Origin of the sequence: Labilithrix luteola, assembly GCF_001263205.1 — a bacterium.
Classification (GTDB): domain Bacteria; phylum Myxococcota_A; class Polyangia; order Polyangiales; family Polyangiaceae; genus Labilithrix; species Labilithrix luteola.
Genome location: NZ_CP012333.1, coordinates 5,729,071 through 5,741,316 on the forward strand (window position 1 = coordinate 5,729,071; position 12,246 = coordinate 5,741,316).

A 12,246-nucleotide genomic window follows, 5' to 3' on the forward strand; every position below is an offset into this window, starting at 1 on the left:
AACGTGGCCCCTAGCATCTCCGCAGACCCGGCAGTCGTCTCTTGCCTCCCGGCCGAGGAGGTCTCCGTTCCCGTTCCATCGGTCGCGGAGATCTTTCGCGAGCACGGCGCTTTCGTATGGCGCCTACTCCAGCGCCTCGGTGTGCCTTCTGCGGACGTCGATGATCTGACCCAGGAGGTCTTCCTCACCGTCCATCGGTCTCTCTCCTCGTACGAAGAGCAAGGACGTCTCAAAGGCTGGCTCTACCGTATCTGCGTACGAACGGCGAACCAGCATCGCGAGAAGTATCCGCGCTCACGCAACGTCGAAGTCGACGCCTCCCTCCGGAGCGCCGACGCGAATCCCGAAGAGGCGGCTCAGCAGAGCGAAGCGCGGGCAACTCTCGAGCGGCTCCTCGGCCTGCTCGACGAGGATCGACGTGCCGTGTTCGTTCTCTACGAGGTCGAAGAGCTCCCGATGGCCGACGTTGCGAAGGCCGTTGGCTGTCCTATCCAAACGGCGTACTCACGCCTTCACTCGGCTCGCAATATCCTGGCGGACGCCATGCACCGCCAGGAGACCGGCCGACGGCGTCGATGAAGGGCGAACGCACGAAATGCGGAATTCACTCGCCCATGCATTTCCCGTCACAAGATTCGTCGAGAGCGCGCATTCGCATTCTCAGAGGTCTGTTTCGATGTTCCGCCCGACCCAACGACATGCTTCCACGCAACTCGAGCAGCCCTTGCTGCTTTGGCAGTTCGCGTGCCGTTTCGGCGGGGGCCTGACATGAGCGCGTCGGAACAAGTGCCGCGCATCGTCGACTCGGCAAGCGAGTTCGATTCGCTGCTTCGCCATGCGATTCGTGCGGAGCAGGCAGCACCGTCCAATGCGGAGCGGCTTCGCCGAATCGGAGAGAGTCTCGAGCGCAAGGCCGCTGCCCAAGGCGCATCGACGACGACCGAAACCGCACTTCGCGCTGGCATTCGTCTTCTGAGCCTGAAGCGCGTTCTCTTCGGCATTGGCGCCGTGTCGCTCGCGAGTGTGACCCTCTTCACGACGGTTTCGTCGACGCGTTCCGTTGCGAACTCATCGAACGAAGGTGAGGGGGCCAGCGTGCGGACGGTGAGTCGGGCTCCGACCGCACCGCGTTCACTCCAATTCACGGGAGAACTGGCATCGGCGCGCGCACCTGCGGAGGACATGCCGGCGATGTCGGCCAACGATCTGCCGTCGGCGCCGCCCGCACCAGCGAAGAGCGGGCCGGTCCGCGCAGCGCTTGCTCCTCGTCCGGCGGCGGAGTCGTCGCCGCGCCCCAGCGAAGTCGCCGCTCCTTCGGAGACGGAGGAGATCGCTCTCCTCGCGCAGGCGCACGACGCGCTCTCGGCCGATCCGGCCAAGGCCCTCGGACTCTGCGAGAAGCTTCGCGCGCAGTATGCGACGGGGCGATTCACGCAGGAGCGCGAGGTCGTGGAGATCGAGGCGCTCGTGAAGCTCCACCGCATCGACGAAGCCACGTCGCGCTGGAACGAGTTCAAGCGTCGCTACCCGACCTCGAGCCATCGCGTTCGCCTGGAAGAGCTCTTCGCCAGCATCGCGCGCTGAACGCGTCCTTCGGATTCGGCCTCGATACGGCGTCGCTCCGTGACGCTCACGGCGAGCGTCGGCGCACGCGTGCATGACAGCTGATGCGTGGCGCTCTCGCGGTCTCGCGCCGTGCACCTCGTGCGTGCTCGCGCTCGCGTTCTTCTTTGGCGACCGCTCTCATAGGCATCGAGCCACGTATTCCCCGAGTTTTCTTCACCGTGCATTTTTTGTCATAAAAAATTCCGCTCGATCCCTTGAGTTGTAACGAGGTGTCGACGGTCGCTCAGCGTCGTCCGGAACCGTCCGGAACCGACGTTGCGAACGTCACGTCGTGAATGCCTCGAAGGTTTCATCACGTAGGAAACATCGCGCCGTTGCCGTCCACCGATGGGCGCAACGACGCTCGCCCGGGCCGCCAGCTCCTGGGGAGGTACCCTTTGTTCTCGACCAAGAAACGATTGGCAACACTCGGGCTCACGGCCTTCGCGGTCCTTGCCGTGGCGTGTGCGAAGAAGGTGGACCTCGGCGACGAGACGGTCGACGAAACCGACGCGGCGGCGCCCGGAGAGCCTCCGAAATTCACGCCGCCGCCGGCCGAGGATGGTGGCGATGCGGACGTGGATGTGTCCCTGCCAAAGGTTCTCGCGTGCCTTGGGACGGAATGCCCGGATGGCTACGACACGTGCGCGGTGACGGCCGCATTCAAGTGCGGCACGAACCTGATGAACGACAACAACAACTGCGGTGCCTGCGGGGTCTCGTGCGGTGGGTACGACCCCATCAACATGACCGGCCGTTGCGTCAAGGGCGCCTGCCAGTTCGAATGCCTGACGAAGTCGGACTTCAGCGGTACTTACGACTACCGTAATTGCAACAACGTGCTCGACGACGGTTGTGAAATCAACGTCACGTCGGACGTCAACAATTGCGGCGTTTGTGGCAACAAGTGCGCGCCCGGAGTGCACTGCATCAGCGGCAAGTGCGGTTGCTCGAATGGCAAGACCGACTGCAACGGCAGGTGCACCGACCCGCGCAACGACGATTCCAATTGCGGTGCGTGCGGTAACGTATGCACGAATCCGACGCCCGCCTGTAGCCCCATGCCGGCAAATACGGCTTACGGTTGCGCGGACAGCGAGTGTGGGAAGCTCAAGTGCAAGAGCGGATTCGCCGACTGCAACCAAGACACGAATCTCGGATGCGCGTCCGACGGTTGTGAAACCAACGTCAAGACCGACCCGAACAACTGCGGTTCTTGCGGCGCGAAGTGCGGCGCCGATCAAGAGTGCAAGGACGTCGGCTTCGGCCCGCAGTGTTACGACACCTGCGCGAAGTCTGGCCTGACGGCGTGCGGGGACAAGTGCGTCGATCTCCTCAGCGACAAGTCGAACTGCGGAGGGTGCGGACAATCCTGCATCACGCCGCTCGTCGGCAATACGGTGAACAACTGCAAGAAGGGCATCTGCGTTCTCGAGTGCCTCCCGAACTTCGCCGATTGCAACGGCAACCCCGCGGACGGCTGCGAGGTCGATTTGCGAGTTCACCCCGCGAACTGCGGTGCGTGCGGAACGAGCTGTAACTACGGCGAAGGCCAACCGTGCATCGACGGCAAATGCCTGATGGTCGAGTGCGATGCGGGAGTGCAGACCAAATGAAGACGATTCGCCGTACGTGGATGGCTCGCGGTATTGCGCTCACCACATTGACGTCGCTCGGCGGCTTGATCGCTGCCTTCGCGAGCTGCGCAACCACCGAGAACGCGTCCGAGAGCGCGCTTCGGCCCGACGCCACCATCTTGGAGGAGGCCAGTACCCCTCCGAAGGAGGAGGTCGATTCCGGCGACGAGGAGAACCCGCTCGTCGATGCGGGCGACTGCGACGCCGCCGATCCGACCTGCAACACGCACGTCGTCACGTGTGACGAGGTCGAGTGGTGCGGAGTCGATTCGAAGGTCAATCCGCTCTACATCCTCAAGGCCGTCTGGGGCTCGAGCAAGAACGACGTCTGGGCCGTTGGCTCGGGCGGTGCCGTCACACACTACGACGGCAGCCAGTGGAGCCTCGTTCCCACGGGGGTGAAGAACACGTTCCTGACCGTCTGGGGGAGCGGACCGAACGACGTCTACACGCTCAGCGATTCGGAGACGGTTCTCCACACGACCGGCTATTCGACCTCGGGCACCACGTGGACGTCGATGCCGACGCCCGCCGCGGGCGCCTACAAGTGTCCCGCCTACGCCATCTACGGAACGTCGGCCTCCGACGTTCGCATCGGCGCCCGTTCGCACAACCTCCCGAACATGGGCAGCTACTCGGGCGACATGTTCCTCCGAAAGGACCTCGATGACGGAGGCGTCGGTTGGCAGAGCGTCGCGGGCGCTGCCTTCTACGTTCGCGGTTTCTGGGCGAGCTCTCCGTCGGACTACTGGATGATCGCCGACAACAGCACGGGCGCGACGCAGTACGAGCGCGCCAAGATCATGCACGGCGTCCCGAACCCGAACCCGCCTGACGCCAGCGTCGACGCGGGCTTCGTCGACCCGCTCGTGTGGACTCCCATCGACAGCCAGGCCAACGTCGTCCTCGACGCCATCTGGGGCAGCTCCGCGAGCGACGTCTGGGTCGTCGGCGGCGCCGGCACCGTTCGACACAAGACGCCGAGCGACGGACGTTGGGTGCCCATCGCCGTTCCGACGACGCTGAACCTCCACGGTGTCTGGGGCTCGGGCCCGAACGACATCTGGTTCATCGGCGACGCCGGCACGATCCTCCACTACGACGGCACCTCGTTCCGAAGCGTCAGCGCTCAATTCCCGATCGGCCGCAAACCGAATCTCTACGGAATCTGGGGCAGCTCCGCGAACGACGTCTGGATTGTCGGCGACGCCATCACGCTTCATTACACCGGCCCGAAGGTCGGCGCGCAGGGAGGTGGTCGATGAGCCACTTCGTGAATTTCGGAAAGGCCAAGAGCGCCCTTCCTGTTTTCGTTCTCCTCGCCAGTTCGGTAACGGCGACACTCGTTGCCTGCTCGAGTTCGGACACGACGGCTGGCGACGGAACGCCGTCGACCACGGGTGAAGACAGCGGGAGTCCGTCCACCGTCGTGCCGGAGGCCGCTTCGCCCGACGCCAACGACTCGAGCGTCGACGAGGCGAGCACCGACGCGGGCAGCGACGCCGACGCCGACTTCGACGCCGCCCCTCGTACGTGCTCGAACGACAACTTCTGTTACAGCACCGTGCCCGCGGGCGAGAACCTGCGTGGCGTTTGGGGCGATGGTCACGGCGTCGTCTGGACGATCAGCACCAGCGGCGACGTCCTTCGTTGGGACGGAAACGCCTGGAACGTTCAGGCGACCGGGCTCGGCAACTTGACGGCAATCTCGGGAACGAGCCCCACGGACGTGTGGGTCGTCAACGCCGCTGGCGCCGTCTACCACGGTACGGGGGCCAACCCGGCAGCGCTCACGTTCGCACCAGTCACGTTTCCAGGCGATGCGACGCTCGTCATCAAGTACGTGGGAGGCTCGAGCCCAACGGACGTTTGGGCCGTCGGCGGAAAGCAGGTCGGATACCCCTACGTCTCGACGGGGCGAGCGCTCCACTTCGACGGTACGCTCGACGATACCGGGGCTCCGGTCTGGACGGCGGACGCCGACCTTGCGGCGCTCCCCAACATGTACACCCGCGTGTCGGTAACTCCGGGCGGAGGCGTGGTGCTCGTCGGCTCTTCGAGCTTCAACAGCACGACGGGCATGTACCGCGGCTCCGCCAAGACGGGGACCGTCGTTCGCCGGGCGCCCGGCGGCTCCACGTGGATTACCGAAGACATCCCGACCGCGGTTCCGGACGCTCCGCCCTACCCGGCGACCTTCATCGCCGCATCCGTCAACAACGACGGCTCGCTTTGGCTGATTGGAAACTCTGCCTTCGGTAGCGGGCGTTTCCGCTGGCTCGGAACGACCGCCGACAATGGGCAGACCTACAAGTGGACCGCCTCCACGCAGTACTCGTGGGACCCGGCCGCGACTGGCGTTTGGGGAGCGGCCGGGAACGACGCGTGGGAAATCGGCTCCTACGGTCACATGCAGCACTGGGATGGAACGACGTGGCTGCAAGCCTCCGTCATGGTGACGAGCGCGCCGCTCTCGAAGACGTTCTACGCGATCTGGGGAACCAGCAGCCACGACTTCTGGGCCGTTGGCGATGAGCTCGCCATCCACAAGACCACGGCCAACAAGCCCTGAGGAGCGATGATGAGATTTCGTATTCGTGAAACGTCGCTCTTCCTCTTCGCGGGCGCGTGCCTGGCCGCGGCCGCAATCGCATGTTCGGGCTCGGACGAGACGCGCGACACGTTCTCCACGGACGAGCCGGACGCGGAGAGCCCGCCGCCCGCCACCACGCCGGATTCGGCGTCGCCCTCGCAATCCTCGGATGGCGGAGACGGAGGCGAGGAAGACGCCGACGCAGGCAACCCCGACCCCCGACCGCCGTTCGATCCGACGCCCGAAGCGGTCAACTGCTCCGTCACGCCCTGCGTGCAGCAGATCGTCGCCGGCGAAAACCACTTCTGCGCTCGCATGCACGACGGCGCCATCCGCTGCTGGGGTGACAACGCCAAGGGCAACCTCGGTGTCGCCGACGCGGGCATCCTCGTCCCCGACGGCGGCGTCTCCGATGGCGGCCCCGACAGCGGAACGGGGTATCCGATTCCGACGGTCACCGGCCTTGCCGACGTCACGGACATCAGCGCTGGCGGCCAGACGACGTGCGCGCTCGTCTCCGATGGCGGCGTCTCTTGCTGGGGCGCCAACGACAAGGCGCAGCTCGGTCTCTCCACCGTGCCGGGCGACGCGGGCGCCGCGACCGACACGCTCGCGCACCCGACGCCTGCTCCCGTACCCGCACTGACGAGTCCCGCCAAACGCGTCGACGTTGGCATTCGGAGTGCGTGCGCGCTTCTCGAAAGTGGCGAGACCTGGTGTTGGGGTGACAACTCCCAGCGCGAGCTCGCACGTGCGTTTCCCACGACCGTGGGCGCTCCCGCGCAGGCGGAGTTCGGAACGTTCGGCCACGTCGTTCGCACGGCCGTGGGAACGAACACCGGCTTCGGCGTGACCGACACCGGTGCGCTCCTCCAGTGGGGAAGTGCAGCCGGCAAGGAAGGCTCCGCGGCGGGACGCATCGCGTCGATTACCCCCGACCCGATCCCATACCCTCTTCTCGCCGGCCCGGTGACGAGCTTCGGGATCTCGTCGACGTCGTTGTACTCACCGCCGTGCCCCAATGGCCCCCCGCTCTGTCCCGCTCAGCAGGGCATGGCTCACACCTGTGCGATTGTGCACGGACAGGTCTACTGCTGGGGCCAGAGCTTGTACGGCGCGGTCGGCACGGGCCTCCCCGATGCCGTCGTGAGTCCGGCGCTCGCGAAGGTGAACAGCGATACTGGTTGGCCGCAGCAGGTTGCGGCAGCCGGCGAGATCACCTGCCTCCGAATGACCGACGGCAAGGTGCAATGCGCGGGTGACAACACGCGCGGTGCACTCAGCAAGGACGTGGCCGAGAAGTGGTCGATGAGCTTCCGCGAGACGGAGTTCTTCAAGGGGCACGCGGTCCAGGTCGCGGCTTCGAGCAAGACGGTTTGTGCCCTCGTGCAGGGCGGAAGCGTCGTCTGCTGGGGCAGCAACGAGAAGGGCGAGCTCGGTCAGGGGTCGAGGGACGTCCAGCCCCACGCTACGCCGGTCCCGGTCGGTTTCTAGAAAGGTCGAACTCGGATGAACAGCGCAACGCTTCGCTACTCTACGATGCTCCTGTCGGGAGCCGCCGCGGCCATCGTCGCCGTGGCCTGTTCGACCAACAGCACCACGTTCGGGGAAGACCCTGCCCCCGCCATCCTTCCCGCAGAGGACGCATCGGCGCCTCCTCCCCCCACGCCTACGGAGCAGAAGTGCAGGCACTGCTCACGCGATCTGAAGCAGGTCATCGACGGCTGTGGCGACCAGGAAAAGGCCATCGAGACCTGCGGTGCCGACAAGGGATGCGGCGACGGCGTGTGCGTCGACGCCTGCACCGCCGCTGCCATCAGCAAGGGCTCGGTCGGTTGTGACTTCTGGACGATCGCGCCGGACACCAGCTCGAGCGGCAAGGGGTCGTGTTTGGCGGCCGAACTGGCCAATACGTGGGATCGGCCAGTGACCATCTCTGCCGAATACGGCAACGGTCCGCTCGATATCTCGAATTCGATCTACACGATCGAGCGCGTCGACAACAATCCGGTCTACACGCTGCTGAAGGGGCCGCTCCCGGTCGGCCAAGTCGCGGTCATCTTCCTCGCCCACTCCGCGATCAAGCTCAATTCCGAGAGCGCGCTCTGTCCCGTCGGGATCACGCCGGCCATGACGGTCGATCCGATGCGTCACGGCACCAGCAAGACGACGGCCTTCCACCTCAAGGCCGACGCGCCCATTGCCGCGTATTCGATCTATCCGTACGGTGGCGCCGACTCGCACTTCCCGTCGTCCACGCTTCTTCTCCCTGTCTCGTCGTGGGAAAAGAACTACATCGCGGTCAGTCCGTTCGATTTTGGCAATACCGGACGTCGGAGAACGCTCCAGATCATTGCCAATGAGGACAATACCGAGGTTCACATGCGGCCGACGGTGGAAATCGCCGCCGGACAGGATGTGGTTGGTGCAACGACGGGCGTGACGCAGACTTGGACGCTCAACCGAGGCCAGGTTCTCCAGTTCACTCAGCAGGCGACGACCGGCAGCCCGATCGAGACGAGCAAGCCCGTCGGCGTCTTCGGTGGCGCCGAGTGCACCGAGTTGCCGACTCCTTACTGCGATACGCTCCAGCAGCAGATTCCCCCGACCGCGCAGTGGGGAACGGAATACGCTGTCGTGCCCTTCAAGGGACGCAACAAGACGTTCTCCTCGAACTTCCAGGAGATCGTGCCCTATACGATCGTCGCTGCGACCGACGGAACGAAGCTCACGTACGAGCCCTCGCGCCCGCTGAACGCGCCCGAGACGCTCAACGCGGGTCAGTCGGTGAACTTCCTCACCGACCAGGTCTTCACCGTGAAGACTCAGGACAGCAAGCACCCGATCCACGTCAACGTCTACATGACCGGATCGACGTATTGCAACGGCAACCCGAAGTACAACATGCTCACCGGGTATCAGACGTGCACCACGGGCGACCCGGACTACGTCAACGTCCCGCCGGCCGACCAGTTCCTCGACCACTACGTGTTCTTCACGGACTTCACCTACCCGTTGACGGTTCTCACCGTCGTCCGCCGCAAGACCGCGCTGGGCTTCAAGGATGTCGAGCTCTCGTGCGGCGGCAACATCACCGGTTGGCAGCCCCTCGGCTCGAGCGGTGAGTACGAGTTCGCCTGGGTGCAGCTGACGGACGGCTTCGTCTCGACGGGTGACTGCGGCTACGGCCGTCAGGAAGCCACGAGCGACGGTCCGTTCGGCCTCACTGTCTGGGGCATGGGCCAGGACGCGAGCTACGGCTACGTCGGCGGCACGGGACTCCGTCCCATCAACGACGCGCCGCTGCCGAGCATCAAATAAGCACGCGATCTCGGTAGAGGTCGAGCACGCGGACGGAAGCGCCACTCACGGTGCTTCCGTCCCTGCGTTTTGTGGCTCAGGGCCACCGTGGATGGGCCGGATCCATGAAGGCAATCGGCGCGGCGAGGGTAGCATCGGGAATACCGAACGCATCCACGAGAGCCACCGCCGCCGGTGTGAGCTCCTTCATGAGACGTTCGGTCTCCTCGCGCATCGCGCTCTCCTTGTGACTGTCGAAATAACCTTCTTGGATGTAGAAGGTCGCATCGCGACGCAAGAGCGTGAGCGCGTGGAGCGCGCCAAGCTTGTCGAGCCAGCCCCGTAGCGCGTCGTCTTGGCACGATGTCGCGCCTTCGTCGAACCAGGAGAGGGCGATGCGGTCCGCGTGGGCCAGCGCGAGCGCCACGAGGTGCTCTTGCACGTCGAGCATCGCCTCCTGCGGATCCTTCTTCGCCGCGAGGCGCTTGCGGAGCCGCCCCGATACGGTCTCGAGGAGCCGCTCTTCGCGATAACGAAGCGCGGCGAGATGGAAACCTCGATCTCGCAGGTGCTCGCTGTCCGTTCGGCGCACGACGATGACGTTCTTCTCGGTCACCGCGGTGTGCGCTTTGCTCATGACCTGGCGCACGACGCCCGCGAGTGCATTGCTCTCGAATCGCTTTTTGAAGCCGGCGAGGAGGCTCTTGGCAACGAGCTGCAAGAGCACCGTATTGTCGCCCTCGAAGGTGGTGAACACGTCGACGTCGGCGCGCAGCTCGGGCAAGCGGTTGACCGAGAGATAGCCCTGACCTCCGCATGCTTGTCGGCATTGCTCGACGGTCTCGACGCCGTGCCAGCTCGCGAGCGCCTTGAGTGCAGCCGCGAACGCTTCGGTCTCCCGCGTGTCGGGGATCGTGCGGTCGCCCCGCGCACTCGCTTCGAGCGATGCGCGTTGGTCACTTGCGAAGCGCCTCCTCAGGCCGGCCACCGCGAAGGAGAGCACGTAGGTCGTCGCGAGCTTCGGAAGCAGTCGTCGCTGATGCGTGGGATAGGCGAGAAGGGGCATCTCGACGCCGTCATCGGAGCCGAATTGCCGGCGCGCGGTGGCGTAGCGGACGGCGATGGCAAGGCCGACCTTCGCGGCCGTGACCGAAGCCGAGGCCACCGAGACGCGACCGCCGACGAGCGTGCCGAGCATCGTGAAGAAGCGCCTCTTCGGATTGTCGATGGGGCTCTCGTAGCGCCCATCTTCGGTCATGCGGGCGAAGCGACCGAGCATTGCGCTCTCGGGCACGCGCACGTGGTCGAACCACAAGCGTCCGTTGTCGACGCCGTTGAGGCCCATCTTGTGGCCCGAGTCGCCTGCGCGCACGTTGGGGAGGAGCTCTCCCTCGGCGTCACGGATGGGAACGAGAAACGCGTGGATGCCCTGCTTTTCGGACCCGACGGTGAGGTTCGCGAAGACGGTGGCCATCCGTGCGTGCTGCGCGGCCCCACCGACCCAGTCCTTGCGGGACGATTCGCTCGGCGTATGGATGACGAAGGTGCGCGTCGCGGCGTCCCAATGAGCTTCCGTCTCCAGGCTCTGCACGTCGGAGCCGTGACCGACCTCGCTCATGGCGAAGCAGCCCGGCAACTCCAGGCGGGCGATGCGCGCCAGATGCTCGCGACGTTGGGCGTCGGTGCCGAGGAAGAAGATGCTTCCGCCGAAGAGGCCGAACTGCACGCCGAAGCGCACGAGGAGCGAGAGATCGCCCATGGCGAGCGTCTCGAACGTGGCGACGAATGCGTTCAGATCCTTCTCCTCGCTCGTCACGCCGGGGTACGCGCGCGTGCCGAGGCCGGCGTCGGCGAGAGCCTCGAGCCATCCGGCGACCTTGGCGCGGTAGTCCTTCACCGGTAGGCCGTAGGCCCGCTTCTCGGGATCGTCGAGGAACCTGCGGACTTCGTCCCGCACCTTGGCTTGGTCGCCGTCGAGCACGGCGCGCATCGTTGCGACGTCGAACGGCGGTGGAACGCTCACGCCGCTGGCCGTCACTTCCTGCCCGAGTTCACGCCCTGCACGCACGCGACGAAGCAGTGGCTCGGCCGGTCCGAGTGAACCGCAAATGGCCTCTTCGAGCTGCACGAGTGCGCGTCGGATGTCGTCGCTCGGCGTGCCCATCGGCGCGAACGACATCCCGAGCTCGACGAGGTCACGCTGGTGATCGACGTCAAGGTTCGAGGCGACCTTGCCGATGGTCTCGAAGAGCGTGTCCATCTCCTTGTGCGACGGAGGCTGCTTCGGATCGAGCCAGGCCTGGAGCGCGATGCGCGCAGCAGGGCGCAGCCACGGCATCTCCTTGATGTGATCTTCGAACGCCGCGAACTCCGCGGGCTCCAGATCTCCGTCCGACCACGCGATGAAGAGCAGCGGAAGGAACGGACGAAGCTGGGGATCGTCGAGGAGAGCCGTACGCGAAGGCGCCTGCGTCATGTGCGGAGCATGGTGCCGTGACGCCCCGCGGACAATGGCCGGATGCGCTCTGGGCCTTCTTGTCTCGCTTACGGTAAGCGGACAAGCTCACGCGTTTGGCGCGAGCGCGAGTGACTCGCCGTCATGCGTTGGCCGCGGCCACGAGGAGCGGGGCGCGTCCGATTTCGCCGGGACGAAGGAACCAGGCGGGCTGGCGATCACGAATGACCGATACCTGCGCGTGCACGAGCGGAGGAAATGTCGTTCGGCCGATGAGGAAAGCTCCGAGCGTGGAGAGCACGGGCTCGTCGGCGACGACCAGTACGGTGTTGCCGCGCGACAGCACGAGCGGCGCGGCGACTTGCGGCGGAACGCCGGTGGCGAGTGAGGGAAGTACCTCGATGGCGCCTACGTAGTCGACGCGATCCGCGAAGAGCTCCGACGTCTGCACCGCCGCCGGATTCGGAGCGGTCATGATGCGGTCGAAGTTGGGCTCGTCCGACAAGCGGAGCTTGTTGCCAATCGCGCGCACCAGCTGGCGGCCTTCGAGCGAGAGGTAGCGATGAGACTCGTTCGTCGCGCTCGAAGCGGATCGCGAGTCGTCGGCGGTGAGCGATGTGCGGAGCAGGAAGATCTCCATCGACGCGCATCCTACC

At 65.4% G+C, this 12,246-nt stretch carries 9 protein-coding genes; 7 read left to right on the plus strand and 2 right to left on the minus strand.

Annotated features, from left to right (window positions below):
- The first annotated feature begins 3 nt into the window (after positions 1 to 3).
- From AKJ09_RS53280 to AKJ09_RS25255, 7 genes are all read left to right on the plus strand, one after another.
- Positions 4 to 579: an RNA polymerase sigma factor gene (locus AKJ09_RS53280; protein ID WP_169927848.1), complete on the plus strand. Its 576-nt coding sequence runs from the start codon at positions 4 to 6 to the stop codon at positions 577 to 579.
- A gap of 189 nt (positions 580 to 768) precedes the next feature.
- Positions 769 to 1,584 carry an outer membrane protein assembly factor BamD gene (locus tag AKJ09_RS25230; protein WP_146649949.1) on the plus strand — a complete coding sequence of 272 codons (816 nt, stop codon included), beginning with the start codon at positions 769 to 771 and terminating at the stop codon, positions 1,582 to 1,584.
- Positions 1,585 to 2,003: 419 nt separating this feature from the next.
- Positions 2,004 to 3,221 (plus strand): hypothetical protein, encoded by a 1,218-nt coding sequence (locus AKJ09_RS25235; protein WP_146649951.1) that lies wholly within the window; start codon positions 2,004 to 2,006, stop codon positions 3,219 to 3,221.
- Positions 3,218 to 4,507, plus strand: coding sequence for a beta propeller repeat protein (locus AKJ09_RS25240; RefSeq protein WP_146649953.1), 1,290 nt, complete (start codon positions 3,218 to 3,220; stop codon positions 4,505 to 4,507). The genes AKJ09_RS25235 and AKJ09_RS25240 overlap by 4 nt, the downstream gene beginning before the upstream one ends.
- Positions 4,504 to 5,814, plus strand: coding sequence for a hypothetical protein (locus AKJ09_RS25245; RefSeq protein WP_146649954.1), 1,311 nt, complete (start codon positions 4,504 to 4,506; stop codon positions 5,812 to 5,814). Before AKJ09_RS25240 ends, AKJ09_RS25245 begins: the two co-directional genes overlap by 4 nt.
- A 6-nt stretch (positions 5,815 to 5,820) precedes the next feature.
- Complete coding sequence (locus AKJ09_RS25250) at positions 5,821 to 7,329, plus strand: RCC1 domain-containing protein (protein ID WP_146649956.1); 1,509 nt, start codon at positions 5,821 to 5,823, stop codon at positions 7,327 to 7,329.
- A gap of 15 nt (positions 7,330 to 7,344) precedes the next feature.
- Positions 7,345 to 9,156: an IgGFc-binding protein gene (locus AKJ09_RS25255; RefSeq protein ID WP_146649958.1), complete on the plus strand. Its 1,812-nt coding sequence runs from the start codon at positions 7,345 to 7,347 to the stop codon at positions 9,154 to 9,156.
- Between the two features lie 76 nt (positions 9,157 to 9,232).
- On the opposite strand, the gene AKJ09_RS25260 is transcribed toward AKJ09_RS25255, so the two are convergent.
- Positions 9,233 to 11,611 carry an acyl-CoA dehydrogenase family protein gene (locus AKJ09_RS25260; protein WP_146649959.1) on the minus strand — a complete coding sequence of 793 codons (2,379 nt, stop codon included), beginning with the start codon at positions 11,609 to 11,611 and terminating at the stop codon, positions 9,233 to 9,235.
- Positions 11,612 to 11,732: 121 nt separating this feature from the next.
- Positions 11,733 to 12,230, minus strand: coding sequence for a SixA phosphatase family protein (locus tag AKJ09_RS25265; RefSeq protein WP_146649961.1), 498 nt, complete (start codon positions 12,228 to 12,230; stop codon positions 11,733 to 11,735).
- Positions 12,231 to 12,246: the final 16 nt, after the last annotated feature.

Excerpts from the sequence above, each read along its gene's own strand:
- AKJ09_RS25230 (WP_146649949.1), top strand. The coding sequence starts at position 769 with ATGAGCGCGTCGGAACAAGTGCCGCGCATCGTCGACTCGGCAAGCGAG.
- AKJ09_RS25240 (WP_146649953.1), top strand. The coding sequence starts at position 3,218 with ATGAAGACGATTCGCCGTACGTGGATGGCTCGCGGTATTGCGCTCACC.
- AKJ09_RS25245 (WP_146649954.1), top strand. The coding sequence starts at position 4,504 with ATGAGCCACTTCGTGAATTTCGGAAAGGCCAAGAGCGCCCTTCCTGTT.
- AKJ09_RS25250 (WP_146649956.1), top strand. The coding sequence starts at position 5,821 with ATGATGAGATTTCGTATTCGTGAAACGTCGCTCTTCCTCTTCGCGGGC.
- AKJ09_RS25255 (WP_146649958.1), top strand. The coding sequence starts at position 7,345 with ATGAACAGCGCAACGCTTCGCTACTCTACGATGCTCCTGTCGGGAGCC.
- AKJ09_RS25260 (WP_146649959.1), bottom strand. The coding sequence starts at position 11,611 with ATGACGCAGGCGCCTTCGCGTACGGCTCTCCTCGACGATCCCCAGCTT.
- AKJ09_RS25265 (WP_146649961.1), bottom strand. The coding sequence starts at position 12,230 with ATGGAGATCTTCCTGCTCCGCACATCGCTCACCGCCGACGACTCGCGA.